This window comes from Aeromonas sp. 600276, assembly GCF_049175815.1.
In the GTDB taxonomy this organism is placed as follows: domain Bacteria; phylum Pseudomonadota; class Gammaproteobacteria; order Enterobacterales; family Aeromonadaceae; genus Aeromonas; species Aeromonas dhakensis.
In genome coordinates this window covers 142498-168510 of sequence record NZ_JAAKVU010000003.1, presented here as the reverse complement: position 1 = coordinate 168510, position 26013 = coordinate 142498, and the positions used below count along the sequence as shown (strand labels likewise).

General features: G+C 63.5%; 22 protein-coding genes and 1 riboswitch. Of the genes, 11 read left to right on the top strand and 11 right to left on the bottom strand.

Annotated elements, in window-relative coordinates; translation table 11 throughout:
• The 3 genes from G5134_RS04335 (at position 1) to G5134_RS04325 (ending at position 4780) form a co-directional block, all read left to right on the top strand.
• Positions 1–918 (top strand): DUF808 domain-containing protein, encoded by a 918-nt coding sequence (locus G5134_RS04335; protein ID WP_017782955.1) that lies wholly within the window; start codon positions 1–3, stop codon positions 916–918.
• 181 nt (positions 919–1099) lie between these two features.
• On the top strand, positions 1100–2878 hold the full coding sequence (locus G5134_RS04330) for a M3 family oligoendopeptidase (protein ID WP_065017999.1): 1779 nt from the start codon (positions 1100–1102) through the stop codon (positions 2876–2878).
• A gap of 93 nt (positions 2879–2971) precedes the next feature.
• On the top strand, positions 2972–4780 hold the full coding sequence (locus tag G5134_RS04325) for a M3 family oligoendopeptidase (RefSeq protein WP_065018000.1): 1809 nt from the start codon (positions 2972–2974) through the stop codon (positions 4778–4780).
• 51 nt (positions 4781–4831) lie between these two features.
• Here the strand turns inward: G5134_RS04325 and G5134_RS04320 are convergent, their stop codons facing one another.
• The gene (locus G5134_RS04320; RefSeq protein WP_065018001.1) at positions 4832–6247 is read right to left on the bottom strand and encodes a nucleobase:cation symporter-2 family protein; all 1416 of its coding nucleotides are present in this window, start codon (positions 6245–6247) and stop codon (positions 4832–4834) included.
• Positions 6248–6715: 468 nt separating this feature from the next.
• On the opposite strand from G5134_RS04320, the gene ycfP reads away from it, so the two are divergent.
• Together ycfP and G5134_RS04310 are read left to right on the top strand one after the other, a co-directional pair.
• On the top strand, positions 6716–7255 hold the full coding sequence (gene ycfP, locus G5134_RS04315; protein ID WP_005302119.1) for an alpha/beta hydrolase YcfP: 540 nt from the start codon (positions 6716–6718) through the stop codon (positions 7253–7255).
• Positions 7256–7333: 78 nt separating this feature from the next.
• Positions 7334–8626, top strand: a complete 1293-nt coding sequence (locus G5134_RS04310) for an NAD(P)/FAD-dependent oxidoreductase (RefSeq protein WP_010633673.1) — start codon at positions 7334–7336, stop codon at positions 8624–8626.
• Positions 8627–8717: 91 nt separating this feature from the next.
• On the opposite strand, the gene G5134_RS04305 is transcribed toward G5134_RS04310, so the two are convergent.
• From G5134_RS04305 to G5134_RS04295, 3 genes are read right to left on the bottom strand one after another with little or no spacing between them, the layout of a single operon-like run.
• Complete coding sequence (locus G5134_RS04305; protein WP_065018002.1) at positions 8718–9518, bottom strand: hypothetical protein; 801 nt, start codon at positions 9516–9518, stop codon at positions 8718–8720.
• A gap of 45 nt (positions 9519–9563) precedes the next feature.
• A complete protein-coding gene (locus G5134_RS04300) occupies positions 9564–10643 on the bottom strand; it encodes an HBL/NHE enterotoxin family protein (RefSeq protein ID WP_005302109.1) in 1080 nt (359 codons plus the stop codon).
• Positions 10644–10667: 24 nt separating this feature from the next.
• Positions 10668–11786, bottom strand: coding sequence for an HBL/NHE enterotoxin family protein (locus tag G5134_RS04295; protein ID WP_065018003.1), 1119 nt, complete (start codon positions 11784–11786; stop codon positions 10668–10670).
• Positions 11787–12221: 435 nt separating this feature from the next.
• Between G5134_RS04295 and G5134_RS04290 the strand changes: the two genes are divergently transcribed.
• From G5134_RS04290 to G5134_RS04280, 3 genes are all read left to right on the top strand, one after another.
• Positions 12222–12539 (top strand): heavy metal-binding domain-containing protein, encoded by a 318-nt coding sequence (locus tag G5134_RS04290; RefSeq protein ID WP_011706400.1) that lies wholly within the window; start codon positions 12222–12224, stop codon positions 12537–12539.
• Between the two features lie 167 nt (positions 12540–12706).
• Positions 12707–13468 (top strand): substrate-binding periplasmic protein, encoded by a 762-nt coding sequence (locus G5134_RS04285; RefSeq protein WP_065018004.1) that lies wholly within the window; start codon positions 12707–12709, stop codon positions 13466–13468.
• Positions 13469–13643: 175 nt separating this feature from the next.
• On the top strand, positions 13644–14657 hold the full coding sequence (locus tag G5134_RS04280) for a S66 family peptidase (protein ID WP_065018005.1): 1014 nt from the start codon (positions 13644–13646) through the stop codon (positions 14655–14657).
• A gap of 89 nt (positions 14658–14746) precedes the next feature.
• Here G5134_RS04280 and G5134_RS04275 read toward each other — a convergent pair whose 3' ends face one another.
• Positions 14747–17008, bottom strand: a complete 2262-nt coding sequence (locus tag G5134_RS04275) for an LTA synthase family protein (protein ID WP_065018006.1) — start codon at positions 17006–17008, stop codon at positions 14747–14749.
• Positions 17009–17262: 254 nt separating this feature from the next.
• On the opposite strand from G5134_RS04275, the gene G5134_RS04270 reads away from it, so the two are divergent.
• Positions 17263–18351 carry a hypothetical protein gene (locus tag G5134_RS04270; RefSeq protein WP_065018007.1) on the top strand — a complete coding sequence of 363 codons (1089 nt, stop codon included), beginning with the start codon at positions 17263–17265 and terminating at the stop codon, positions 18349–18351.
• Positions 18352–18440: 89 nt separating this feature from the next.
• On the opposite strand, the gene lysC is transcribed toward G5134_RS04270, so the two are convergent.
• Together lysC and argA are read right to left on the bottom strand one after the other, a co-directional pair.
• Complete coding sequence (gene lysC / locus G5134_RS04265; RefSeq protein ID WP_065018008.1) at positions 18441–19793, bottom strand: lysine-sensitive aspartokinase 3; 1353 nt, start codon at positions 19791–19793, stop codon at positions 18441–18443.
• A gap of 89 nt (positions 19794–19882) precedes the next feature.
• Positions 19883–20107: riboswitch (Lysine riboswitch) on the bottom strand.
• 107 nt (positions 20108–20214) lie between these two features.
• Positions 20215–21543, bottom strand: a complete 1329-nt coding sequence (gene argA / locus G5134_RS04260; protein WP_211029913.1) for an amino-acid N-acetyltransferase — start codon at positions 21541–21543, stop codon at positions 20215–20217.
• A gap of 259 nt (positions 21544–21802) precedes the next feature.
• On the opposite strand from argA, the gene msrA reads away from it, so the two are divergent.
• Positions 21803–22435: a peptide-methionine (S)-S-oxide reductase MsrA gene (gene msrA / locus G5134_RS04255; RefSeq protein WP_411590938.1), complete on the top strand. Its 633-nt coding sequence runs from the start codon at positions 21803–21805 to the stop codon at positions 22433–22435.
• Between the two features lie 337 nt (positions 22436–22772).
• Here the strand turns inward: msrA and G5134_RS04250 are convergent, their stop codons facing one another.
• Genes G5134_RS04250 through G5134_RS04240 form a run of 3 tightly spaced genes read right to left on the bottom strand, consistent with a single transcriptional unit; the run spans position 22773 to position 24005 of the window.
• Positions 22773–23108 (bottom strand): DUF3802 family protein, encoded by a 336-nt coding sequence (locus G5134_RS04250; RefSeq protein ID WP_005302076.1) that lies wholly within the window; start codon positions 23106–23108, stop codon positions 22773–22775.
• Positions 23109–23163: 55 nt separating this feature from the next.
• Positions 23164–23652: a GNAT family N-acetyltransferase gene (locus tag G5134_RS04245; protein WP_025201537.1), complete on the bottom strand. Its 489-nt coding sequence runs from the start codon at positions 23650–23652 to the stop codon at positions 23164–23166.
• The gene (locus G5134_RS04240) at positions 23649–24005 is read right to left on the bottom strand and encodes an MmcQ/YjbR family DNA-binding protein (RefSeq protein WP_005302071.1); all 357 of its coding nucleotides are present in this window, start codon (positions 24003–24005) and stop codon (positions 23649–23651) included. Before G5134_RS04240 ends, G5134_RS04245 begins: the two co-directional genes overlap by 4 nt.
• A gap of 106 nt (positions 24006–24111) precedes the next feature.
• Between G5134_RS04240 and G5134_RS04235 the strand changes: the two genes are divergently transcribed.
• Positions 24112–24894: an alpha/beta fold hydrolase gene (locus G5134_RS04235; protein ID WP_065018009.1), complete on the top strand. Its 783-nt coding sequence runs from the start codon at positions 24112–24114 to the stop codon at positions 24892–24894.
• Positions 24895–25028: 134 nt separating this feature from the next.
• On the opposite strand, the gene G5134_RS04230 is transcribed toward G5134_RS04235, so the two are convergent.
• A complete protein-coding gene (locus tag G5134_RS04230) occupies positions 25029–26006 on the bottom strand; it encodes a LysR family transcriptional regulator (protein WP_082970085.1) in 978 nt (325 codons plus the stop codon).
• Between the last annotated feature and the right edge of the window lie 7 nt (positions 26007–26013).

The following is a 26013-nucleotide window of genomic DNA, read 5'->3' as shown; positions in this document are numbered from 1 at the left end:
ATGGCCGGAACCAGTTTGTTGGCCCTGCTCGACGATATAGCCAGCGTACTTGACGACGTGGCGCTGATGACCAAGGTGGCGGCGAAGAAGACGGCCGGGGTGCTGGGGGACGATCTGGCTCTCAACGCCGAGCAGGTCTCCGGGGTGCGTGCCGAGCGGGAGCTGCCGGTGGTGTGGGCGGTGGCCAAGGGGTCGTTTCGCAACAAGCTGATTCTGGTGCCTGCCGCCATCGCCATCAGCGCCCTGGTGCCCTGGCTCATCACCCCGCTCCTGATGCTGGGGGGCGCCTACCTCTGTTTCGAGGGGGCCGAGAAGCTGGCCCACAAGTTTCTGCCCCATGAGGCGAGCGAGGGGGAGGCGCATACCGCATCCATTCCCGATGATTTGGTCGCCTTCGAGCAGCAGAAGGTGAAGGGGGCCATTCGCACCGATTTCATCCTCTCGGCCGAGATCATCGTCATCGCCCTCGGCACCGTGCAGGGAGCCAGCCTGGCACTGCAACTGTCGGTGGTGGCGGGCATTGCCGTATTGATGACGGTGGGGGTTTACGGCCTGGTGGGGCTCATCGTCAAGCTCGACGACATCGGCCTGCACCTGCTGCAAAAGCCCGATGGTGGCGCCCTGCGCCGGGCGGTGGGGCAGGGGCTGCTGGTGACGGCGCCGCGGTTGATGCACCTGCTGGCGCTGGTCGGCACCATCGCCATGTTCATGGTGGGGGGCGGCATCCTGGTGCACGGCTGGCCTTTTGTGCACCACCTGATTGAAGGGGCTGCCGCTGCCGTGGCCACCCTGCCTGCGGTCGGCGCCGCTCTCGCACTGGTGACGCCGACCCTGCTCAACGCCGTGGCCGGCGTGGTGGCCGGGCTGGTGCTGGTGCTGGCCATGACCCTGGTGAGCAAGCTCAAGCCCGCCAAATAGTGCCAGTGACCTGACTGTCGGTAGGCATTTCCGCGATAGCGGGTCATCCCGTCAGATTCTGTCTCGTCTGTTGCCTCGGATGGGGGCTAGGCAAGGGCCGGCCTCCTTTCGTACTATCCGGTTGACACCCGCTCACAGAGGCGGGGTCAACCCACATGGATGCAAACAGACAAGGAACGTCATGAAACCACCCGTTTGGCAGGATGATCACATCTATGCCGCCCCTGACTGCCCGGCGATCGACGCCGACTTCCAGCGTGCCCGTGAGGCCATGAAGCGCCTGCAACCCCTGTTGGATGAACTCCCCAAGACCAACGACACCAATGCTTTGCGCCATCTGCTGCGGGCCATCCGTGCCTGCTGGCGCGAGGTACGCCTGTTGGAGTGGAACTGGCAGACCTACGGCTACAACCGGCTCAGCCGGGACGGGCGCGACGAGGCGGCCCGGCTGCTGCTTTCCCGCGGCCAGCAGTTGCAGGCAAGCCTGGCCCAGCTCTGCAAACCGGTGGCCCTGTTCTGGGTGCGAGCCCCCGAGGAGCAGGTGCGCGCCCTGCTGCAGGATCCCGAGCTGTTCGAGCTCGCCTACGCCATTCGCCACGACCGGCGCCAGCGAGATCAGTGGTTGTCGCTCGAGAGCGAGCAGTTGATCGCGGGGCTGAGCGTGGATGGCCTGCAGGGGTGGGGGGATCTCTACGGTAGCCTGGTCGGAAGGCTCAGGCCGGTGGTGGAGGGGCAGCCCATGGGGCTGGCCCAGGCGGACAACCTGCTGGCCCACCCGCAGCGGTCTCGGCGCGCCGCGGCCTGGCACGCCATCCAGGCGGCCTGGGGGGCGGAGCAGGAGACGGTGGCCGCCATCCTCAACGCCATCAACGGCTGGCGCAACGAGCTGGCTCGCCAGCGCGGCAAGGAACGCAAGTGGGACGCGCTCGATCTCTCCTGCCATCAGGGGCACCTGGAGCGGGCCACCCTGGAGACCCTGATGACGGCGGCCGGCGAGCACAAGGAGCTGGGGCGGCGCGCCCTGCGTGCCATGGCCTGCGCCCAGCAGATCAACGACTTCGCCCCCTGGGATCTCTATGCCCCGGCGCCTGTCGGGGCGAGCAGCCTCATCAGCTTCGAGCAGGCGCTGACCCTGGTGGCCGATGCCTTCGCCGGGTTTGATCCCGAGATGGGGGCCTTTGCCCGCATGATGGCGGCCAATGGCTGGATCGACGCCGCCCCGAGCGAACAGAGGCGCAGCGGCGCCTACAGCACCGAGTATGCCGAGCCGCCCGAGCCAAGGGTGTTTCTCACCTTCGAGGGGACCCTGGACAACGTCATCACGCTCGCTCATGAGTTGGGGCACGCCTGGCACAGCTGGCTGATGCGGGAGTTGCCGCTGGAGCAGCGTGACTACCCCAAGACGCTGGCGGAGACAGCTTCCCTGTTTGCCGAGGCGCTGGTGCGCGATGCCCTGCTGGCGGCCACCGACAACATGGAGCAGCGCCGGGCTATCGCCTGGCTGGACGGGGAGCGGGCCGCCAGCCTGCTGCTCGACGTGCCGGCCCGTTTTACCTTCGAGCGGGCCCTGGTGGCGGCGCGGGAGGAGGGTTACGTGGGGGCAGGGCAGCTGCGGCAGATGATGAAATCGGCGCAGCAGCAGTGGTATGGTGACACCCTGAGTCAATATGACGAGCTGTTCTGGGCCAGCAAAGGCCACTTCTCCATCGCCGAGCTCGGGTTCTACAACTACCCCTATCTGTTTGGCTACCTGTTCAGCCTGGGGCTCTATGCCCAGCAGGCGCGGGCGGGCCGCGAGTTCGTCCACGCCTATCGGGAGCTGCTGCGCGACACCGGTCGCATGAGCGCAGAAGAGCTGGTGGAGAAGCACCTGGGGGTCGACATTCGTGAGCCCGCCTTCTGGCAGGAGAGCCTCGATTATGTGGAAGAGGCGGTCGCCCGCCTCGAGCGGCTGGTGTAGGTAGCCCGGCCGTTTTTATCCTGGTGGCGGGCCCTGTGGCTCGCCACGCGCATTCAACGGGGCCCGGCCCCGCAACCTGATGACGAGTGTTTGATGCAGCAACGAATCTATCCACAACAGTGGCAAAACCAGCATATCTATCCCGCCCTCGACTGCCCGCAGGTTAGCGCGGATCTCGCCCTGGCGCGCGCCAGTCTGGACGAGCTCGGCCAGTTTATCGAGGGGCTTGGCGCCGCCCGGGCTAATGCGCAGGCGCTGCAGGATTTCCTGCGCGAGGTGCGGCTGCGGACTCGGGACATTCACAACATTGGCTGGAACCTGGCCGTGCTGGCGGCCTGCCGTGGCAGTCAGGATGCCCGCGACGAGCTGGCCAAGCAGCTGGCCTCCCGTGCCCGCGCCCTCAATGCCGATCTGTTCAAGACCCTGGCCCCGGTCGAGGATCTGATGCTGGCCCTGCCGGAACCCGAATTTGAACAGCTGATGGCTGACTCCCTGCTGGGGGAGGAGGCGTACAGGCTGCGCCACGAGCGCCTCTTGCAGGATCAGCGCCTGCCGGTGGAGGCTGAGCAGCTGGTGATCGGCCTTGGTACCGACGGCCTGCACGCCTGGGGCAATCTCTATAACGATCTGGTGGGCAAGATCCGGCTGGTGATCGATGGCCGCGAGATGGGGCTGGCCGAGGCGAGCAACCTGCTCTCCAGTCCGCTGCGTGCCCTGCGCCGGGAAGCGTTCGATGCCATCAGCGCCGGCTGGGAGGGGGAGCAGGAGACGGTGGCCGCCATCTTGAACGCCCTCAACGGCTGGCGGCTTGAGCTCGCGCGCCAACGCGGCCGCAGCCGCCAGCTCGATGCGCTCGATCTCTCCTGTCACCAGAGCCACATCGAGCGGGCGACCCTGGATACCCTGATGCAGGAGACCTGGCGCGCACGGGGGCTGGGTCAGCGGGCGCTGGGGCTGATGGCCGAGCGCCTCGGCATCGAGGAGCTGGGGCCGGAGGATTTGTTTGCCCCGCCGCCGGCCGCGGTGAGCCGCGAGATCCCGTTCGAGGAGGCGATCGAGATCATCGCCGAGGCGTTCTCTCGTTTTGATCCCGAGATGGGCGAGTTTGCCCGCATGATGGCCGAAAAGGGGTGGATCGATGCTGCGCCCACCCCCAACCGGCGCACCGGGGCCTACTGCACCAAGTTTGCCGAGCCGGTGGAGCCGCGGGTCTTCATCACCTATGCCGGCACCATGGACAACGTCATCACGCTCGCCCACGAGCTGGGCCACGCCTGGCACAACTGGCTCATTCGCGATCTGCCCATGAGCCAGCGTCGTTACCCCATGACGCTGGCGGAGACCGCCTCCATCTTCGCCGAGACCCTGGTGCGCAGCGCCCTGTTCGAGCAGGCGCAGACTCCCGAAGAGCAGCAGGCCATCGCCTGGGCGGAAGCCGACGGCGCCGCCACCTTCCTGGTCAATATCCCGGCTCGTTTCGATTTCGAGCGCGCCCTGGTGGCGGAGCGGGCGTCGGGCTATGTCTCGCCGGCCCGGCTCAAGGTGCTGACTGACGAGGCCTGGGGTCGCTGGTACGAGCAGAGTCTGTGCCGCTATCACCCCCTGTTCTGGGCGGCCAAGGCGCATTTCTCCATCGCCGGGTTTGGCTTTTACAACTACCCCTATCTGTTCGGTTATCTGTTCAGCCTCGGCGTCTATCAGCAGCTGATGCATCGCCAGAAGGCGGGAGAACAGAATGTGGCCCAGGCCTACCGCGACCTGCTGCGCGATACCGGCCGCATGAGCGTAGAAGATCTGGTGGCCAAGCACCTGGGGGAGGACATTCGCCAGAGCGCCTTCTGGCAGGGGAGCCTGGCGCTGGTGGAAGCGGCGGTGGAGCGCTTCGCCCAGACTCGCGGCTAGCGCAGGCTTGCTGAATGAAACCGCCGGGCAGCCACGCTGCCCGGCGGTTTTTTATGGGGCGGGTTTGCCTGGCTGCGGCTGAGCGGGCGGGCGCTCCGGCCCCACCAGCAGGGGCCTCGGCTGGTGGCGCAGGTCCGGCTGATAGCCGTTGAAAAAGAGGTTGAGCAGCACCGAGCTGAGGGTGGCCAAGAGGATGCCGCTGTGAAACAGCGGCTGCAGGGCGGCGGGAAAGTGCTGGAAGAAGGCGCCGGAGACGGTGGGGATCATGCCGATGCCTAAGCTGATGGCGACGATGTAGAGGTTGTGGCGATTGCTGTTGTAGTCGGCCCTGGCCAGGATGCGGATGCCGGTGGCCAGCACCATGCCGAACATGACTATGCCGGCGCCCCCCAGCACGAAGGGGGGGATGGAGGCGACCAGCACCGACATCTTGGGCACCAGGCCGAAGGCGAGCAGGATCCCCCCCGACATGACGCAGACCCAGCGGCTCGACACCCCGGTCACGCTCACCAGCCCGATGTTCTGGGAGAAGGAGGTGTGGGGGAAGCTGTTGAAGATGCCGCCGATGATGGTGCCGATGCCATCCACCCGCAGGCCGCGTACTATGTCGCCCCGGCTGGCCGGGTGGCCGACGATGTCGCCGAGCGCCAGAAACATCCCCATCGACTCGATGAAGGTGATCAGCATGATGACGGTGAGGGTGGCGATGGAGATGGGATCGAAGGTGGGCCAGCCGAAGGCGAACGGCACTATGGGGGCGAACCAGGCCGCCTCGCCAAGCCCGTCCAGACTCACTTCCCCCATGGTGATGGCCACCCCGAAGCCGAACAGGATGCCGAGCAGCACAGAGATGTTGCTGAAAAAGCCCTTGGTGAAGCGGGTCACCAGCAGGATAAAGGCCAGCACCAGAAAACTGGTGCCGATGTAGCGCAGGCTGCCGTACTCGGGGTTGCCCTTGCCCCCCGCCATCCAGTCGATGCCCACCTGCATGATGCTGATGCCGATGGAGGTGATCACCACCCCGGTCACCACTGTGGGAAAGAGCGGCATCAAGCGGCCGATGAGCGGCACCAGCAGGGTGGAGAGGATGCCGGCGGCGATGGTGGCGCCAAAGATGCCGGTGAGCCCCAGCGCCGGGTTGGCGCCGATGGCCAGCATGGGCATGACGGCGGCGAAGGTGACCGACATGATGACCGGCAGGCGGATCCCGGCGAAGCGGCCGATGCCAAGACACTGCAGCAGGGTGACGATGCCACAGCAGAAGAGATCCGAACTGATGAGATACGATATTTGATCCTTGGGCAGCCCCAGGCTGCCGCCGATGACCAGCGGCACCGCCACGGCGCCGGCATACATCACCAGCACATGCTGCAGGCCGAGGGTAAAGAGCTGGCCGGGGGGGAGCAGGCGCTCCACTTCGTCGATGGCGCGGCCCTTGGCCGCCCCAGGGGGCTGGGTCTGGTGCATGAACAGATCACTCCTTGCGACCCGGCGGCAAGGGCCGGGCAAGATGGGGCAGGCTGGCTGTCCCGTTCATGGATGGGGACCGGGTCGCCCAGGATCCGGCCACGCAGACGAAGGTCGCCTTCGTGCTGCATCACAGGGGGAGTGCAGGAACCGTGCTCGGTTGGCATGCATGGGGCCTGTTGGCCCTGCCTGGGCGTATTTTTGCAGGCGGGATCACGCTTGACAGCATTGATGGCTGCCAATCGTTTTCCTGCCGGCAGGGGAGGGCTGTCAGATTGGTAGCCCGGTTATCATTTCGGTCGGTCTGGCTCTCAGATTGATAGTCGGCGCGGTGCCGGCCCCACCGCTCTGGTTTCATCCGCAACAGAGGGCGTGATCCAAAGCAAGAAAGTTGGATGTTTTGGTGGCGCAGGGCCCTGCCGCTGGGGTAGTTTCGATAAAACCGACACAGATCCTGAGGTCTTATCCATGATCATCTATCTGCATGGCTTCGATGCCACCAGCCCCGGCAATCACGAGAAAGTGCTGCAGTTGCAGTTTATCGATGATGATGTACGTTTTGTGCACTACAGCACGGTTCACCCCCGTCATGACATGAGCCATCTGCTCAAGGAAGTGAAGAAGCAGCTCGACATGAGTACCGATCCCAAGCCTCTCATCTGCGGGGTGGGACTGGGTGGCTACTGGAGCGAGCGCATCGGCTTTCTGTGCGGCATCAAGCAGGTGATCTTCAACCCCAACCTGCACCCCGAGATCAACATGCAGGGTAAGATCGACCGGCCGGAAGAGTACGAAGATATCGGCACCAAATGTGTGTCTGAGTTTCGTAGTAAAAATTCAGGAAATTGCCTCTGCATCCTTTCCGTTCAGGATGAAGTGCGCGATAATGGCGAAACTGAGCGTGAATTGAAGAATTATTACAACATCGTGTGGGATGAACGAGAGACGCACAAGTTCAAGAACATCTCTCATCACCTGCAGCAGATGAAGGCTTTCAAAGAGGCCTGATTGATCGTCACGTCATGGATTCAACTATCAAGGGAGCCGATGGCTCCCTTCGCTTTAATGGAACCGAGGTAATTAACCATGACCAATATTGTTGTCGTCGGCGGCGGTGCCGGCGGTCTGGAGCTGGCTACCAGCCTGGGCCGCAAGCTGGGCAAGAAGAACAAGGCCAAGATCACCCTGGTTGATCGCAACCGTACCCACCTGTGGAAACCCCTGTTGCATGAAGTGGCCACCGGCTCCATGGACGCGGGCATCGACGCCCTGAGCTACCAGTCCCACGCCAAGAACCACGGTTTCGACTTCCAGCTGGGTACCCTCACCGACATCAAGCGCGACGAGAAACGCATCGTGCTGGCGAAGATCGTCGACGAGAACGGCGACATCGTGGTCAACGAGCGCGAGCTGCCCTACGACTACCTGGTGATGGCCATCGGTTCCGTCTCCAACGACTTCAACACCAAGGGCATCAAGGATCACTGCATCTTCCTGGACAGCCCCTCCCAGGCGCACCGCTTCCACAACAGCATGATGAACCGCTTCCTGCAGTTCGCCACCGAATACCAGCCGGGTGACAAGGTGAAGATTGCCATCGTCGGCGGTGGCGCCACTGGCGTCGAGCTCTCTGCCGAGCTCTACAACGCGGTGGAGCAGCTCTACGCCTACGGCTTCAAGAACCTCACCACCGACAGCCTGAAGGTGACCCTGGTGGAAGCGGGCCCCCGCATCCTGCCGGCTCTGCCGGAGCGCATCAGCGGCGCCGCCCATCAGGAGCTGGTCAAGCTCGGCGTGGACGTGCGTACCGCCACCATGATCACCGAAGCGACCGCCGATGGTCTGCACACCAAGGATGGCGAGCTGATTGAAGCGGACCTGATGGTGTGGGCGGCCGGTATCAAGGCGCCGGACTTCATGAAGGATATCGCCGGTCTTGAGACCAACCGCATCAACCAGCTGGTGGTGAAAGAGACCCTGCAGACCACCCGCGACGAGAACATCTTTGTCATCGGTGACTGCGCCGCCTGCCCGCAGCCGGATGGCAAGTTCGTGCCGCCGCGCGCCCAGTCCGCCCACCAGATGGCGACCCAGGCGTTCAAGAACATCCTGGCCAAGATGAACGGTGGCGAGCTCAAGCCCTACCTCTACCACGATCACGGTTCGCTGGTATCCTTGAGCCGCTTCTCCACCGTGGGCAGCCTGATGGGCAACCTGATGCGCGGTTCCATGATGGTAGAGGGCTATATCGCCCGTCTGGTCTACATCTCGCTCTACCGGATGCACCAGATCGCCCTGCACGGCTACATCAAGACCGGCCTCATCATGCTGGTGGGCCGCATCAACCGGGTGCTGCGCCCGACCCTGAAGCTGCACTAAGCAGCCTGGGGCAAACGTGGCGGGGCGACAACGGTCCCGCGCACCATGAAAAAGGAGAGGCCTTGGCCTCTCCTTTTTTATTGCGGTCGTATCAGGAGGCGTCCACCTGCAGGGTGCGCACCTCGGTGAGGGCGGCGGTGAAGAAGAGCCGCGCCAGTTCCGGATCCCCTTGCCCGGCATCGCGGGCGACGTTGGCAATGTCGCCGCCGAGCAGGGTGATGGTGTTGCCCACCTTGCTCACTCGATCGATGAGAGAGCCAAATTGCTGGGAAAACGCCGTCGTCTGGCCGAGGAAGCCTTGCTGACGCTGGATCTGCCCCTCAATCTGGTTCACCTGTCCCTCCAGGCTGCTCACCTTGTTCTGGGTCTGCGTCAGGGTGACGGCCAGGGCGATGAGGCCAGGCAGCCCCAGCAGTCCCAGCCCCAGCAGGTAGAGCTTCTTCTTGTTGAGGGAGTCCAGCTCCTGCCGGGCGCCGGCCAGGTTGGACTGCAGCCCGGCGATGGTGGCCTGCAGCTCCACGCCGATCCGCTGCAACGCTATGTTGTCCTGCGTGATGCGATCGTTGGCCGCCTGGCTGGCAGCCAGGGTCTGGGCGGTCAGGGTCTGGATGGGGGTTATCTCCTGCTGGACCTGATCGACAAATGCCTTGAGGGCGTCTGGGTTGAAGGGGCCGCTATTGGCCAGCTGCTGGGTCAGTTGCGTTTCCAGGCGGGCAGCAAATGCCAGCACCTGCTGCTGCATGGTTTGCACCTGGGGCAGCAGGGCCGCGACCACCTCACCGACGTTCTGCTGGATGTTGACGGCGTTTTGTGGCAACCCGCTGAAGGACTGAATGGTCGCTTCGGCCTGCTGCATGTTGGCAATGGATTGGGAAAGAATGCCGTTGCTCATGGGGTCTCCTTATGAAAGAGGGCGGCCAGGCCGCCCTCCCGTGGGTTAGGCGGCCAAGCGCGCGACGAAGTTGGCGATGGTGTCGGTCTGCGGCACTTGCAGCGGGCTCACGCCGGCCATCTGGGCCTTGATGGTGGTCACGTCGGTGAGCACCGTCTTGACCGTGGTGTCGGCGGCGGTCAGCCAGAGCTGGCGGATGTCGTCGCCGCTGGTGATCCCCTTGTCCAGATCGGTGATCAGGCTGCCCAGATCGGAGGTGAGGGCGTCCCAGGCATTGCTCATCTGGGTGGCCGCGGTGACGGCGTTTTGCGCCTGCACCTGCAGCCCCTTGTAGCCGTTGCCGATCTGGGTGGCGATCAGTACCTCGCTGTTGAGGTTGCTGCGTTTCTGGTACAGGTCCTGGCGGGTACCGAGGGAGTTGTGCAGCACGATGGCGCCAGCCGTGATGCCGCCGGCCCCGGCCACCATCATGGCGACCCCGCCGATGACCACCGGGGTCGAGGTGCCGGCGGTGACGAAGTCCGCCACGGCGCCGATGGCGGTGACGAAGGCGCCGCCAATCACCAGCAGCCCCCCGGCGACGATGCCGGCGATGGCGCCGTCGATGGCCGCGTTCACCTTGTCGATGTCACCGTTGAGCTGGGCGAGTACCCCGTTGTCCCCCTGCACCTTGCTGTTGAGGTTCACCACTATGCCCTGGAAGTTGCTGGAGTCGGTGATGAGGTTGTTGTTGAGATTGACGATCACCAGCCGGGTGTCGGCGGAGAGCCGTTGATACTCGGTGGCTTGCTCCTTGATGACGCTCAGCTGCCTGAGCCATTGCGCCTTGGTGGAGCCGGGCGGCAGCACGGCCGGAATGGCGTTTTGCAGGGCAAAGTAGTTGGAGATGTTGCTGATGTTGGTGATGATCTGCGGCTGGACGGTATTGAGATAGAGGTCGGCGTGCCCCTTCGCCAGATCGAGCCCCTGGTTGATCTGGGTCTGGTTGTCCTTGAGGTTCGGGAACTGGCTGAAGTCCACCGGCACCTGCTGCTTGACGCTGTTGCAGTAGGTCTGGATTTGCAGGGCCTGGGAAGCCTGGTTGGCCATACCCTGGTCCATGGTGATGGTTGTTGCGTTGGTCATTTTGCGTGTCCTTGCGTGGTGGGATTAAGCGTCGGGCAGGATGCCGTTGCCGGCGTAGGCTGCCTTGATGTCGTCAACCTGGCCCGCGAGCAGCAGCCAGGACTGGGTGTTGAGCGCCACGGTGCGTCGCAGCTGGCGTACGTCGTCGGGGCTGTTGAGGTCGGAGACCACGGGCACCGCCCCTTGGTAGGCATCGGCCACCTTCTGCCAGCCAGCAGGCAGCTGGGTGACGGCATCGGCAACCCGGCTGTAGGTGTCGACAAACAGCTGGTTTTGCGCCTGCACCGACTTGGCCACGGTCAGCAGGGTGTTGGTGGCGGCCAGCGCCTGGTAGGCCTCGGCCAGTTTGTCGGTGTTGGTCTTGAGCTCGCGGGCCGCCAGGCTGGAGCCGGCAATGCCCGATGAGATCGCCTTGAGACCGGAGACCATGTACTGGGTCTGCTGGTCTGTCTGTTTGGCTATCTCCTGCGAAGTGGCGGGTTTGGCCTCCTTGTCGGCCGGTTTCTGTTCCAGCGTCAGCGAGGTGACGATGGCCCGCCCCAGCTGGTTGACCCCTTCACCGGCCTTGCCACCCTCATCGACGATCGCCTGGATATTGGCGGCAATCGCCTGGTTGAGGGCATCAATGATCTCGGTCTGGCGCTTGGCGTCGGCCATCAGATCCTGCTCGAGCTGGGTGATGACGCCATTGAACTGCTCCATCAGGGGGCGCAGGGATCCCCAGGCCACCTGCACGCGGGTATTGAGCGCCTGGGCATTGAGCCGATAGCTCAGGGCCTGATCGGCGAGGGACGTCAGCTGCTCGGCCAGCCGGGCGCGACCCGCGAGCACGGCGGCGTCTTCTTCCTGGCCAAGCAGGCGATTGAACGCGGCGACCAGGGCGTAGAAGTTGGAGCCGTTGCTCAGCAGGTGGATGAGGCCGGACAGGTTGGTCTGCTGGTAGTAGCGTGCCTGACTCATCATCTGGGCCTGGTAGGCCTCGATTTTGACCGCGAGGGTGGAGTCGATCTCGCTGTTGGCCAATGACTGCTGCATCAACAACAAGTTCGCATAGGTCTGGTTGAGCAGGGCGGGCGAGGTCGCCGACAGGTAGGCTGCCAGCAGACCCTGATCCCCCAGATCCAGGGTGGCGATCGTGGTCATGACATGGTCTCCATGGCGGTGTCGGCGAGCGGGCTGGCGGGGGAACATACCCCCGGTGCGAGGGTGGGGTGAGGTAGTCGGGTATCCTGCTGCATCATGCTGCTCTCCTCGTGAGAAGTGGGTCTGTCTCCGGTCCATGGCCGGGACAGACTCACCCTAGGGAAAGGCAAAATGGGCCACAACTGACACTTTTATCACTTGATGTTTGAGCCGGATCGGCTAATGAAAGGGGCTGTCGGAGCAGGCCATGCGACGGCTCGATGTCGCCTTTCGTCGTTGAATATGGACAGGTGCCACGTCGTCGACGCGCACGGGATCCGTGCTGGCAGGCCCGCGCCGCCATGCTCCGCCAGGGGCAAACCGGGTCTCCCTGCTTGCCTGCGCCCCCTTCGCTGCTTTAGGCTGTCCCCCAGTTCAATCCACAAGGAAACCCAGATGATCCTCTCAACTACCCCCACCCTGGAAGGCAAGACCATTCGCGAGTACCGCGGCATCGTCGTGGGCGAAGCCATTCTCGGCGCCAACGTGTTCAAGGATCTGTTCGCCGGCATCCGCGACATCATCGGCGGCCGCTCCGGCGCCTATGAAAAAGAGCTGGCCCGGGCCCGGGAAATCGCCTTCGACGAGCTCAAGGAGCGTGCCGCGGCACTGGGGGCCAATGCGGTGGTCGGCATCGACATCGACTACGAGGTGGTGGGGCAAAGCGGCAGCATGCTGATGGTCAGCATCAGCGGGACCGCCGTGTTGGTCTGACGCCTTGATGCCATGAAAAAACCGGCAACCTGCTGCCGGTTTTTTATTGCGCTCTTCCCAGCGGATGGGGGATGCCAGCGCCCTGACATGCACCTGTCCGCCTGCCTGTATTGTGTTGCTCGCGTCCATCATACTCATGACAAGAGAGTCAGCTCGAGGGTGCAATCATGCTCCATATTCTGCGCTGGGTATTGTTGTGGTGCTGGCTGGGGAGCGCCATGGGGGCCACCATTCAGGCGGTGACGGAGGAGCTCCCCCCATACAACTATCGGGACAAGGACGGCCAGGTGACGGGGCTGTCGGTGGATCTGCTCAAGCGAATGCTGGAGGTCAGCGGCATCGAGCTCGACCGCAAGGGCATCCAGCTCCTACCCTGGGCGCGGGCCTATCAGATGGCGCAATATGACCCCAATACCGTCATCTTCAGCATGATAAGGCTGCCCGAGCGCGAGGCGCTCTTTCATTGGGTCGGCCCTATCGGGCCTCGCGTCACCTGGGTGTATCGCCTGGCAAAACGCGACGATGTGGTGGGCCATCAGCTGGCTGATCTGGCCCCCTGGCGGATCGCGGTGGTACGCGACTCGGCGCTGGCCATCGAGCTGGCGGAGAAAGGGCTCAATCTGGTGCTGGTGCACGACGAGGACGACAAGTTTCGCATGCTGCTGCACGGCAGGGCCGACGTCGCGCCAGCCATGCAGATGGGGGCCGCCTACCACATAGAGACCTTGGGCCATCACTACTCGGAGTTTGTCCCCATGTTTGAGTTTCAGGAGACCAAGTCGTTCTATTTTGCCTTCAGCCGCAATACGGATGCCGCCATTATCGAAGGCCTGCAGGCGGCGCTGGAGCAGATGCACCGCGATGGCTCCTTTGACGAGATAAGCCAGGCATGGGGGCGTCGCTTCTGGGTTCAGCCGGCGGGAAAGTGAGCCGCGCTATCTCCCATGCGGGTCTCGACTTCGTGCTCACCAGCCGGGTGGCGTCGGTTACTACCTGATCTGCCATCTTTTCTTGGTGCCTTGATAGCCATCTAATGGCTATTATGAGTCCTTTCTTGTGGCTGCCATGCCCTGGATGGCCAGATCTGGAACAGGACCGTTTGCGATGACAATACTCAAGCCGCCGGGGCTCAAGCCCGGCGATACCATCGGCTTTTTCTCCCCCTCCAGTGCGGCCACCGCCTGGGCGCCAAACCGCTTTGCCCGTGCCGGGGCGTTTCTGGAAGGGCAGGGCTTCAGACTCAAGGCGGGCAGCCTCACCGGCCAGCGCGATCACTGGCGCTCCGGCTCCATCGCCGCCCGGGCTGCCGAACTCAATGCCCTCATTCGCGATCCAGAGGTGCGCTGCATCATGTCGGTGATTGGCGGCAGCAACTCCAACTCCCTGCTGCCCTATCTCGATTTTGATGCGCTCATGCGCGACCCCAAAATCATCATTGGCTACTCCGACGTGACGGCCCTGCTGCTCGGCATTCATGCCCGCACCGGCCTCGTCACCTTCTACGGACCGGCGCTGGTGGCCTCTTTTGGCGAGCTCTCGCCGCTGGTGGACGAGACCCTGGCGGGCTTTCGCCAGATCTGCCAGGCCGGTGGCGCCGCCGTGCCCCACAGAGTGCCGACCCCGGCGCAATGGACCGAGGAGCGGCTTGACTGGGAGCAGCAGAGCCGGGCCAAGCAGTGCCGGCCAAACCGGCTGATCTCGGTGGGCACTGGTCGGGTGCGGGGCCGGCTCATTGGCGGCAACCTCAACACCCTGGCGGGGATCTGGGGCTCCCCCTATATGCCGGCCATCGAGCGGGGGGACATTCTGCTGCTGGAAGACAGCCTTCATCTGGCAGAGACGGTGGAGCGCTCGTTTGCCCACCTCAAGCTGTGCGGGGTGTTTGATCGCATCGGCGCCCTGGTGCTCGGCAAACACGAGCTGTTCGACAGTCAGGGCAGCGGCCGGCGGCCGCTCGACATCCTGCTGGAGGTGGTGGGGGAGCCGACCTTCCCCATTCTGGCGGAGTATGACTGCGCCCACACCCACCCCATGCTGACGCTGCCCCTTGGCATCGAGGCCGAACTGGATCTCGAGGCCCAGCGTCTCACCCTGTGCGAGTCCTGGCTGGGCGAGTGAGTTCGCACCGGCTGCCATAGTCGCATCGGCACATAGACAAAGAGGTCGCCTGGGCGACCTCTTTGTCATCTATCCCATTGCTACGGGGCTCAAGGCAGGGCGTCGGGCCGGAAGCTGGCGCGGATCTGCGGCACCAGGGGTGAGACGTCGAATCCCTTCTCCTCTCCCAGCACGGGATGAAGCAGGGCCTGATCCGGGAGAGGGGTCATGTCACCCGCCAGCAGCTGACGGGTGGCCTGGCCCATCTGATAGAGCTGGCGCACCGGGTCGAACTGGGTCGCCAGATTGAGGGCGTCATCGGCGCGGGCAAAGGCCATCATGGGGATCTGGTAGCTGGCATCGCGGGGCGGCTTGTCACCGTGGATGCCCTTGCCGGCCGACATCAGGAACGGCTGGTGATCGCCAAAAGCCACCACCAGGTAGCGTTTGCCTGAGCGATCCAGGCTGGTCAGCAGGTGCTCCAGCGACGCCATGGCATCCACCACGCCGGTGTAGTAGGTGTTGAGCAGCTGGCGGTCGGCCTCGCTCTGATCGGGGCAGGCCTTGTCGAGCTGCTGGGCCTGGTAGCGATCCCCGTCGAAGGGACCGTGCCCCTGCATGGTGACCGCGTAGGCAAACAGCGGCTGCTCATCCTGTTCGCTGCGCTTGAGCAGGTGGTCGATCAACGCATCATCCGAGATATAGAGCCCCTTGTGTTCGAGCGTGGTGAAACGGTTGTCGAACCAGCGCTCCTCATAGCCAAGGGCCGGGATCGCCTTGGCGCGGCCCCAGAACTTCTCCACATAGGGGTGGGCAAACAGGGTCCGGTAGCCACTTTGTTTGGCACTCTGCGCCAGACCCGGCACCTGCTCCGAGAGGTAGTAGTAGGGCACCACCCCCTGCTTGAGCAGCCCCACCGGCAGGCCGGTGTTCATCTCGAACTCCGCCAGCACCGTCATGCCGCCGGTGGTGGGGGAGTGGATGGTCTTGTGCCACTGCTGCACGCTGGCCGGCAGGCTCAGGGTAGGGGGCGGCGCGCAGATCTTGCCCTGCCAGCCGAGCCAGAGGGATTCATATTGCAGCACGATCACCAGATCGAAACGGGGCGGCTGGTTCAGGCTGACGTGGCTGAGCTGGGGGGTGAACTCGTTGATCTGCAAGGGATAGCGAAACACGCTGCCGCTTTGCAGCATCTCGTCCACCAGGTTGAACAGATAGAGACCGGGCCCCGAGCGGATGATGTCCCTGTGGTAGTTGACCGCTCTGTCCACGTAGCGAATGTTGGGCCCCAGCAGCTTGTTGCCGGTCTGGGTGGCAAACACGCACAGCGCAAAGAAGGCGGCGGTGGCGGCGGCGGTACGCAGCACCCAGCGCGACAGGGCGAAGCGCCAGCAGAGAAAGAGGGCGATCGCACCGCCCAGCAGCGGCAGCACAGGGTGCTGCTCCAGCAGGATGCGCAGCAGCGCCATCAGGTTGCCGAGATCGTCCCCCCCGAGCGGTACCCCGTAGATGGCGATCTTCATGAAATTCGCCAACAGACCGATGCCGGAGAGGGCGGTAAACACCAGCCCCATATAGAGGTTGAACCCCGCCAGCGCACAGAGGCTCCAGCCCAGCACCATGCTGCCCCAGGCGAGGTAGTAGTGCTCGGGACGAAAGCCTGACCAGAGCAGAAACTCCCCCAGCTTGAACACCACGAAGCCGTGCAGCAGCACGAAGGTGAGGTTGCCGAGCAGCAGACTGCCGGCGATGCGCCAGCGCAGATTGCGCCTGAGGGTGGGCAGCACCACCTTCAGCACGGCGGCGCTCAGGGCCAGCACCAGCAGCAGACTGGTACAGAGATAGGTGAGGTTGAAGCCTCGCTCCGGCAGGGTCTGCAGGATCTGGCTGAACTCGCCGCTATCCGGCCTCTCCTTGAGCAGCAGGCCGATCCGCAGCTGATAGCGGCTGGCCAGGGCGTCGTCGGGGGCGCGCAGGGTGCTGTTGAGATCCAGGGTGCAGCGTCCCTTGCGGCACTGTTGGCGCTTGTCCACCGGCTGGCTCAGCTGATCGATGCGCTCACCCCTGTCGTTGAGCAGCTCCACCCTGACCTTGTCCCCCTCCTGCAGCGGCCCCCGCAGCTGCCACTGGCTGCGAACCACCAGATAGAGACCGCGGCTGTCGCTCTTGTAGAGCAGGGCATGGCGGGTGAGGGTGGCGATGGGGTTGTCCGCCGGCCCCAGCACCAGCGGCTGGGCCCGGCCGAGCCAACTGGCGGGATTGATCTGCGGCAGCAACAGGGTCAGCAGCAGCAGCGCGGCCAGCATGCCCAGCAGCAGGGCGGGGAGACCGGAGATCCTGGCTGGCAAGCGCGCTGAAGTGGGGGCTTTCATATGGGCTCATCCTTTGAGCGAGTGACGGTGATGCATGGCTGCTGCATTTAATTTGACCCGATGGTGATGGGCTTGTTCCTTGTTGTCAATTTAATGACCAAACAATGAAGGTTGCGTGACAGTGGATCCATGCAAACTGTGATCCCGATCCGGGGGGCACACTCATTCTGTGATGAAAGCGTCATCATGACGCTTTGCCGCTGGTCTGCTCCAGCCTTGCTGCTTAGTCTCTCAATATGGATGGAGGTACATGTATGAATCCCAAAGTAGCGGCACGTCAGGCAAGGTTGCTCCGCATGCTGAAGAGCAAGGAGGAGATCCGGATCGGGCGCGAGCAGGACTGTCCCCTCTCGGTGGCCCAGCTGGTGCGTCTCAAGGAGGATCATCCGGCCGTGCTCAAGGTCTACCGTCACGGCCTCACCGCCGAGGTGTTCCACCTCAAGGTGGAGGGACATCACTGGTGCCTGAAGCGGCGCCGGCACGACTCCCTGGTGGCCAACGTGGACGGCAGAACCGCCTTCCTGACCGAGCTGGAGCGCCGCCGGGAGATAGAGGCCCTGCGGGAGTTGCACCCCACCATCCTGGCCAACGTGGTCTGCACCAGCTTTGGCTCGGCCCGGGCCGGGGTGCTGGTCTCCCCCTGGCTGCGAGGCGTGCCGGTGCATGAGCTCAACGAGCGCAACCTGGCGCAGATGCTGGCAGTGCAGGCGGAGCTGGCCCACTGGGGCTGGTTCGACTGGGATCCGAGCCCCGGCAACCTGCTGGACGACGGTCAGCAGATCAGCGTGTTCGACTTTGGCTACATGTGGCCCTTCGATCCCCGCCATGAATTCAACTCCAACGGCCTCACCGATCCCGGTTTTCACGTACCGGAACGGTTGGAGACCCGCACCCTCTCGGGCCTCTGGCTAGACGAGCCGGATCCGCTGCCGCAGTTTCGCTACTGGCGCGGCCTGTGCGTCAATTGGGCGCAGCGGGAGCTGCAGCACTTGACCCGGGAAGGGGCGAGTGCGCCGGTGCTGGCCCGTTTGCAAGGGCTCTTGGGCGAGTGGCGATCGGCGCTGGCCAGCGAAGAGGCGCTCGCCGCCAACTGGTGGCGCGACATGTATCGCAGCCACCGGCTCGACATTGCCGACGATCTCAGCGGCAAGAGCTGTGGCCCGCTCACCCTGCGCCGGCTCGACTGGCTGGAGCAGGCGGTGACCGAACATTACGCCGAGCTGACGGACAACCTGGGCCCCGACGAGGCGGGACTGGATCAGGGGGCGCTGCTGCGCCGGCTGGAAGGGCTGCGCGAGGAGATCCGGGCCAACCTGCTGCCGGCGCTGACTACGGCGGGCTAGGGGCGCTCGACTCTCTCATCTCAAAATCACCCTATATAGAAAGAGGGGCCCGGCGGCCCCTCTGTTGATGCTGGCGAGCTGACGGCCCCTTAGTCGAGCAGCTCCTGATGGAGGCGGTTGACGATGTGGCCCGCCTCGTCTTCCTTGACCAAAAAGCAGAGGTTGTGGGCGCTGGCGCCGTAACAGATCATGCGAATGTTGTGCTCGCGAATGGCGTCAAAGACCTGACTGCCCACCCCGACCGCCTCGCTCATCCGGTTGCCGATAAGCGCCACCAGCGCCAGCCCTGTCTCCACCTGCACCTTGCACAGCTGGCCGAGCTCCGCCAGCACCTTGTCATTGAGGATGGGTTCGCCGTTGCTCTGGCTGCCGGTGTGATCCAGGGTCAGCGACACGCTCACCTCGGAGGTGGTGATGAGATCCACCGAGATGCGGTGGCGGGCCAGGATGCCGAACACCTCGGCCAGGAAACCGTAGGCGTGGAACATGTTGAGGCTGTGCAGGGTCACCAGCACCTGGTTGCGGCGTAGGGCCACGGCGCGAAACAGCGGATTGGTGCGGGTGCTGGCGCGGATCCAGGTGCCGCCGGCGGCCGGATCCTTGGCGGAGCCGACAAACACCGGAATGTCGCGGCGTACCGCCGGCTGCAAGGTGGCCGGGTGCAGCACCTTGGCGCCGAAGGTGGCCATCTCGGCCGCCTCGACGAAGCTGATTTCGGGGATGGGGCGGGCGCGGGTGACCAGGCGCGGATCCGTGGTGTAGATGCCGGGCACGTCGGTCCAGATCTCGATGGAGCCGGCATCGAGCGCCTCAGCCAAGAGGGCTGCGCTGTAGTCGGAGCCGCCGCGGCCCAGGGTGGTGGTGCGGCCATCGCCGTCGGCACCGATAAAGCCCTGGGTGATGATGAGGCTGTCGCCAAGCTGGGGGCCCAGCGTCTGCTGGCAGAGGTCACGGGTGGCGGCCAGATCCACGCTGGCCTTGCCAAAGCGGCTGTCGGTGCGCAGCAGCTGGCGCACATCTTGCCAGCGGGCCTTGACGCCGCGCTGGCGCAGCAGCTCGGTAAAGAGGCGGGTAGACATCAGCTCGCCGCAGGCGATGAGCCTGTCGGCCAGCTCGGCATCGGGACGCAGATGGGCCTGGCGCGCCATGGTGCGGATCTCGTCGAGCTGGTCGTGGATCTGGGCACTCACGTCGCCCGGGTGGCCAAGGTCGGCCAGAATGGCCTGCTGGATCTCGGCCAGTCTGGTCAGCTGCGCCTCCTGGCCCGCCTCGTCCAGATCGCCCTGGGCCAGTGCCACCAGCAGGTTGGTGACGCCGGCGCTGGCGCTCAGCACCACCACCCGGGTGGCCGGGTTGGCCAGCACCACATCGGCACAGTTGTTCATGGCTGCCGCGTTGGCGACGCTGGTTCCGCCAAACTTGGCGACATTGATCGGGCTCATTGCTTACTCCTGTCTTAATATGAAAATCCGGTTCCATCGGGCAAAAAGAGAGGAGGAGGCTGAAAATGGCAGGAATGATCGAAGCTATCCCGGCCAGAAGCACTCCACCCGCAGAGCCCATCCCGTACCCGCCCCTGACGGGGCACGGTGGGGGATGACCACTACCGATGACAACCCGGGGGATTCAGCCCCCGCAGCCGACACTGAGGTATCCAGTTGCCTCAGATGTCTCGGCGCTGCTCCCCCTGACCCAAGTTCACCGGACACTGGTGTCCTCCCTCGGGCTGCCTGGGCAGCGCTCCTCTTCTGGCTCCACCAGGGCGGTGGAGTGCATTTAGAAATACCTTGCGTTGGATTGCACTGTCAATCGAGTTTGTGAAAAAGTTCAAAAAGTCAGCCAACTCAACACAGAATCAATGAGTTACACAATGGTCTTTGACAAAACCTTGGAGCGACGCTGCCAGTTGTAGAGGCGCTGGCGTTCAACCGGCAGATCTTCCACCTCCAGCGGATCGAAGCCCCGCTCCCGGAACCAGTGGATGGAGCGGGTGGTGAGCACGAACAGGCGACGGATGCCGAGCCGTTTGGCCCGCTCGGCCACCTTGGCCACCAGCTGATCCCCCCGGTTGGAGTTGCGGTAGTCGGGGTGGATGGCGACGCAGGCCATCTCCGCCATCGCCTCTTCCATGAAGCAGTAGAGCGCCGCGCAGCCGATGATGAGGCCGTCGCGCTCTATGATGGTGAACTTGTCTATTTCCATCTCCAACTGCTCGCGGGAGCGGCGCACCAGGATCCCTTCCTCCTCCAGCGGGCGGATGAGATCCAGGATGCCGCCGATGTCCTCGATGGTGGCGGCGCGCGCCTGCTCGGCGCTTTCCCGCACGATCTGGGTGCCGAGGCCGTCACGGCTGAACAGCTCCTGCAGCATGGCGCCGTCATCCTGATAACTCACCAGGTGGGAGCGGGGCACGCCGCCGCGGCAGGAGGCGATGGCCGCGCGCAGGTAGCGGGCGGTGCCGGACATCTCTTCCCCCGCCTGCTCCAGCTCCACCAGCAACTCTTCGGCCTGTTCGGGGAAGAGCTCGGAGATGGCTTCGCCGTGGCGGTCCATCACCCCCTGGGTGCTGCTGAAACAGATGAGCTTGTCCGCTTTCAAATCCACCGCCACCCGGCGGGCCACCTCTTCCGAGCTCAGGTTGAAGCTCTCGCCGGTGACCGAGCAGCCGATGGGGGAGATGAGCACCAGGCTCTTCTGATCGAGCTGACGGGTGATCCCCTCCACGTCGATGCGGCGCACCCGGCCGCTGTGGCAAAAATCGATGCCGTCATCCACCCCGAGCGGCTGGGCGGTGACGAAGTTGCCGCTCACCACGCTGATGCGGGCCCCCTGCATGGGGGTGTTGGCGAGCCCCATGGAGAGCTGGGCCGTGATGTCGTACTGCAAGCCGCCGCACACCTGCTTGATGATGGCGAAGCTCGCGTCATCGGTGACCCGGATCCGCTTGTGGTACTGGGCCTCGATGCCGGCGCGGGCCAGCGCCTCGTCGTTTTGCGGGCGGGAGCCGAAAACCAGTACCAGGCGAATTCCCAAGGTCTGCAGCAGGGCGATATCGCTGACGATGTTGGCAAAATTGGAGTGGCAGAGGGCTTCCCCCCCCATCATCAGCACGAAGGTTGCACCTCTGTGCACATTGACGTAGGGGGTTGACTGCCGAAAGGCATAGACCAGGCTGGGTTCGCGTTCACGCACTTGAGGCTTCTTCCATAAAAAAACAGCAATGGGCTCAATATATGAAAATAAATGCACAAATCAAGATTAAATATTGATTTGGCGTGATTTTGTCATCGTGATGGTCAGGCAGGTCGAACGGTGGTGATACCAGGCAGGGCAGGGGCGTCAGCGGTGTGGCGGTGCGCCCCAGGTTGATCCCGGCCCATAAACTGTTATCTTCGATATTCCTTTTCGTCAGCTGTGCGATCGCACAGGTTTTTATACAAGGACAGGGTGCATGGAACAGATTATTTCGCCGGCAGATGCGCTGCCGGGACGCCGCGAGGCGATGGTGATTGGCCAGCAGCATGCGGTCAATGGTCACCCGACTCAGGGCCCCTGGCCTGAAGGGATGGCGGTGGCCTGGTTTGGCATGGGCTGCTTCTGGGGTGTGGAGCGCCTGTTCTGGCAGCAGCCAGGGGTCTACTCCACCGCCGCTGGCTATCAGGGGGGGGTGACCCAGAATCCCACCTACAAGGAGGTGTGCAGCGGATTGACCGGTCATGCCGAGACGGTGCAGGTGGTGTTCGATCCCAAGGTGATCAGCTATGGCGATCTGCTCAAGCTGTTCTGGGAGCAGCACGATCCGGCCCAGGGGATGCGCCAGGGCGGCGACATAGGCACCCAGTACCGCTCCGTCATCTTCTTCGGGGATGACACCCAGGAGGCGATTGCCCAGCAGAGTCTGGCCGCCTATCAGCAGGCGATGCTGGCCAGCGGCGACGGCCGCCCCATCACCACCCGCATTCTGCCGCTGGCGCCCTTCTATTACGCCGAGGATTACCATCAGCAATATCTGGAGAAGAATCCGGACGGGTATTGCGGCCTGGGTGGCATCGGCGTCTGCCTGCCGCCGAGCCTCAACCGTTAGGGCAAGATGACGGGTATCTGTGACTCGTCATTGATGGTGAAAAGAAAAAGGCCGCTTTTGCGGTCTTTTTATCGGGCTTTGTCAGGAGAGTGAAAAAAATCATAAAAAAATGTGTCATGGATAGGAACTTATTCGAACCAGGCTTGCCCAACTTGGTAGCCACCATGGACGGCGGCCAAGACCAGACACATTTCTTGCCTCGAAATTCATAAAAGTCATTGAAAAACTTGATGAGTTGAAATGCTAGCAAGCAGGGCTGCCAATGAAGGCGGCCCTTTTCATTTCTGCGGTGCGAAAAATGGTGGGGGAGTGACGACGCCGGCGTTCGCCACGGCGCTCAGCTGATGGCGCCGTCAAACAGGTTCTTGATGAGATCGATGAACTCTTCGAGGAAGGCTTTCTGCTCCGGGGTCGGGGCGCGCAGCCAGACGGCGGAGAGCACCTCTTCCAGATCGGCCACCACCGCATCGGCTTCCTGCATGATCACGAAGCGCAACTTGGGATCGAGCTGCGGATTCTGCTCGCAGATGGCCATCAGGTTGCCGGCCACCCGGCTGCTCACCAGATCTTCGATGGTCTGTTCACCACTGCTCTGTTGCTGGGTTTCAAACAGTCCCAGACTCTCCACCAGATACTCAATCAGGGCGATATAGCCTTCGCTTTCTACAACCATGGCGGCCTCAATCCTCAACAATACGGAAAAACTGTGCGTATTTTAGTGGCTGGACCTAGCTTGGCAAGCGACAGTGCAGGCGATAGCGGATAAAACCGACGCCGCCGCGCTCCACGCTCTCCAATCCGGTCAGCTCAAAGCCATACCGTAAAAATAGCCCATAGCTGAAGGCGCTGGCCTCTGTCGTCAGCTGTTTGAGTCCGAGTCGTTGCGCCTCGGCGAGGGCTGCGGCCAGCAGCAGGCCGCCATAGCCAAGGCGCGGGTGATCGGCGCTCACATAGAGCAGGCTGAGGTGACCATCCTGGCTCAGGGTGACGAAACCGAGCGGCTCACCGTTTTGCTCCAGCACCCAGCCGTGGTGCTCGCGCAGCTGGCCGACAAAGCCGGGATGACGGGCGCCGAGGGCCCACTGCTCCACCTGCTCCGGGCTGTAGTGCTGCGGGCCTATCCTTCGCACCGACTGCTCGAACAGGGTGCAAAGGGCGGGGATGTGCTGCTCGTTCAGCTGGACGAGCCTGGGCTCTGCCGCCATGGCGGGGCTCATCGCTGGGGTGCCTGCGGGCGCTTGGCCTTGGGCAGACCGGCCACCACCCGCTCATAGGAGTGATGCACCCAGCCCTGCCAGAGATCGTCGGCCAGGTCGTCGCTGAAGGTGACCGTGTTCCAGTGTTGCTTGTTCATGTGCCAGCCCGGTTTGACCTCGGGGTGCAGTTCGCGCAGCAGCAGGGCCAGCTCGGGTTCGCACTTGAGGTTCAGCCGCAGCGGCTCGGCCTGCCAGTCCAGCAGGGCAAACATCTTGCCGGCGATGCGATAGACCAGGATCTCAGGGCCGAAGGGGGTATCCTCCTGGGCGCCCGGCAGGGTCAGCAGAAAGGATCTCAAACGGGTCAACTCCATGGTCATGCTCCTGGCCGCTTGCGGTGCAAACGTATTAGTCGGGTGAAAAAATCTGCTAAGATGCGCGCCTACTATACCCCAATGCCGTTGATGAGGGAGTCGCAAGATGCTGTATCACAAGACCTTCGAGCTGGGTCCCGAGCGGGATTGGGTAGTCTTCGTACACGGGGCAGGCGGCAGCTCCTCCATCTGGTTCAAGCAGCTGCGCGCCTATCGCGAACACTTCAACGTGCTGCTGCTGGACTTACGCGGCCACGGCCAGTCCCACAAGCTGCAGCAGGTGATCAAGGGCCACTACAGCTTTCGGGCGGTGACCGAGGATATCCTGCAACTGCTCGATCACCTCAACATTCGCCGCGCCCACTTCGTCGGCATCTCCCTTGGCACCATCCTCATTCGCCATCTGGCGGAGCTTTGTCCTGAGCGGGTCAAGAGCATGGTGCTGGGCGGCGCCATTTTGCGGCTCGACATCCGCTCGCGGGTGCTGGTGCAGCTTGGTCGCCTCGGTCAGCACATCCTGCCCTACATGTGGCTCTACCGGCTGTTTGCCTTCATCATCATGCCGCGCCAGCACCATCAGGAGTCACGCAACCTGTTCGTGCGCGAGGCGCGCAAATTGTGCCAACAAGAGTTCAAGCGCTGGTTTCGCCTCGCCACCGAGGTGAATCCCCTGATGCGCTACTTCCGTGAGCGGGCCCTGCCCATTCCCACCCTCTATGTGATGGGGGAGGAGGATCACATGTTCCTGGCGCCGGTGCGCGAGCAGGTGGCGCGCGACCCTTACAGCCGGCTCGAGATCATCGACGGCTGCGGCCATGTCTGCAATGTGGAGCGGCCCGAGCACTTCAACCGCCAGTCGCTGGCCTTCCTCACTGCCCAACCCGGCTGAGCCGGCGCCAACCGCCTGCTTGAGGCGACCCTGGTGGCTTGAGCCAGCGCGCTGAAGGGGAGGGCCATGTTAGGTAACGCTGCCGCCCGGGTCAAAAAAGCCCCCCGTAGACACGGGATGACCGCCATCCCCCGTCAGCCGAAGTAGTGAGCGATATCGAGGTAGCGCTGGCGGATGTGCTCGATCAGCAGCCTTATCTTGCGCGGCGGCTGGCGGGTGAAGGGGTAGACGGCGTAGATCCCGAGCTTCTTGCCCACCTGATCCGGAAACAAATCCACCAGCTCGCCATTCATCAGATCGTGATAGACCAGGCAGCGCGGCACATAGACGATGCCGCGCCCCCCCAGCGCCGCCTTGCGCAGGGCCCCCGCGTTGTCGGTGCAAAAACTGCCCGACACCGACAGCAGATAGTTGCCCTCTTCCCCCTTGAAGGCCCACTCCGAGGCCCCCGTGCTCTGATAGGCGTAGCGCAGGCAGTTGTGGGTGAGCAAAGCCGACGGCTCGCGCGGCGCCCCGAAGCGGCGCACGTAGGCGGGGGCAGCGCAGATCACCCACTGGGAGTCGAGAATGTGGCGGGCAATCAGGCTCGAATCATCCAGATAGCCGGTGCGAATGACCAGGTCGAACCCCTCTTCCACCAGGTTGACGAAGCGGTTGTCGAGCGACATTTCCACCGTGAGCCCGGGGTGTTGCTGGCAAAAATCGGCCACCGCATCGGCGAGCAGCAGCTCGCCGGAGATGGTGGGCACCGACATCCGCACATGACCGCTCACCTTTTCACCAAACCCCGCCACCGCATCGAAGGCATCCAGTGCGGCGGCCTTCACATTTTTGGCACCCTGATAGAGCTCCTTGCCCGCCTCGCTCAAGGTGAGCCGGCGGGTGGTGCGGTAGAGCAGCTGCACCCCGAGCTCTTCCTCCAGGCGCCCGATCCGCTTGCTAACCACTGAATTTGTCAGGGAATTTTGCTCGGCCACCTTGCTGAAGGAGCCGGCCTCCACCACCTGGGCGAAGAGAATGAGGTCGTCGGTACTGGCCATATTTATCGATTTTTGGAACGAATGTTGTTCATTATTTCCATATATCGCGAAAAAAGAACAGGGTAAGGTCACGTCCGCT

What these genes read in the sequence shown, in the direction of transcription:
- G5134_RS04295 (WP_065018003.1), bottom strand. Translation starts at nt 11,786, where the DNA reads ATGACCACGATCGCCACCCTGGATCTGGGGGATCAGGGTCTGCTGGCA.
- ycfP (WP_005302119.1), top strand. Translation starts at nt 6,716, where the DNA reads ATGATCATCTATCTGCATGGCTTCGATGCCACCAGCCCCGGCAATCAC.
- G5134_RS04300 (WP_005302109.1), bottom strand. Translation starts at nt 10,643, where the DNA reads ATGACCAACGCAACAACCATCACCATGGACCAGGGTATGGCCAACCAG.
- G5134_RS04240 (WP_005302071.1), bottom strand. Translation starts at nt 24,005, where the DNA reads ATGGAGTTGACCCGTTTGAGATCCTTTCTGCTGACCCTGCCGGGCGCC.
- G5134_RS04330 (WP_065017999.1), top strand. Translation starts at nt 1,100, where the DNA reads ATGAAACCACCCGTTTGGCAGGATGATCACATCTATGCCGCCCCTGAC.
- G5134_RS04325 (WP_065018000.1), top strand. Translation starts at nt 2,972, where the DNA reads ATGCAGCAACGAATCTATCCACAACAGTGGCAAAACCAGCATATCTAT.
- msrA (WP_411590938.1), top strand. Translation starts at nt 21,803, where the DNA reads ATGGAACAGATTATTTCGCCGGCAGATGCGCTGCCGGGACGCCGCGAG.
- G5134_RS04270 (WP_065018007.1), top strand. Translation starts at nt 17,263, where the DNA reads ATGAATCCCAAAGTAGCGGCACGTCAGGCAAGGTTGCTCCGCATGCTG.
- G5134_RS04235 (WP_065018009.1), top strand. Translation starts at nt 24,112, where the DNA reads ATGCTGTATCACAAGACCTTCGAGCTGGGTCCCGAGCGGGATTGGGTA.
- G5134_RS04335 (WP_017782955.1), top strand. Translation starts at nt 1, where the DNA reads ATGGCCGGAACCAGTTTGTTGGCCCTGCTCGACGATATAGCCAGCGTA.
- G5134_RS04245 (WP_025201537.1), bottom strand. Translation starts at nt 23,652, where the DNA reads ATGAGCCCCGCCATGGCGGCAGAGCCCAGGCTCGTCCAGCTGAACGAG.
- G5134_RS04285 (WP_065018004.1), top strand. Translation starts at nt 12,707, where the DNA reads ATGCTCCATATTCTGCGCTGGGTATTGTTGTGGTGCTGGCTGGGGAGC.
- G5134_RS04280 (WP_065018005.1), top strand. Translation starts at nt 13,644, where the DNA reads ATGACAATACTCAAGCCGCCGGGGCTCAAGCCCGGCGATACCATCGGC.
- G5134_RS04290 (WP_011706400.1), top strand. Translation starts at nt 12,222, where the DNA reads ATGATCCTCTCAACTACCCCCACCCTGGAAGGCAAGACCATTCGCGAG.
- G5134_RS04310 (WP_010633673.1), top strand. Translation starts at nt 7,334, where the DNA reads ATGACCAATATTGTTGTCGTCGGCGGCGGTGCCGGCGGTCTGGAGCTG.
- G5134_RS04275 (WP_065018006.1), bottom strand. Translation starts at nt 17,008, where the DNA reads ATGAAAGCCCCCACTTCAGCGCGCTTGCCAGCCAGGATCTCCGGTCTC.
- G5134_RS04305 (WP_065018002.1), bottom strand. Translation starts at nt 9,518, where the DNA reads ATGAGCAACGGCATTCTTTCCCAATCCATTGCCAACATGCAGCAGGCC.
- G5134_RS04250 (WP_005302076.1), bottom strand. Translation starts at nt 23,108, where the DNA reads ATGGTTGTAGAAAGCGAAGGCTATATCGCCCTGATTGAGTATCTGGTG.
- G5134_RS04320 (WP_065018001.1), bottom strand. Translation starts at nt 6,247, where the DNA reads ATGCACCAGACCCAGCCCCCTGGGGCGGCCAAGGGCCGCGCCATCGAC.
- lysC (WP_065018008.1), bottom strand. Translation starts at nt 19,793, where the DNA reads ATGAGCCCGATCAATGTCGCCAAGTTTGGCGGAACCAGCGTCGCCAAC.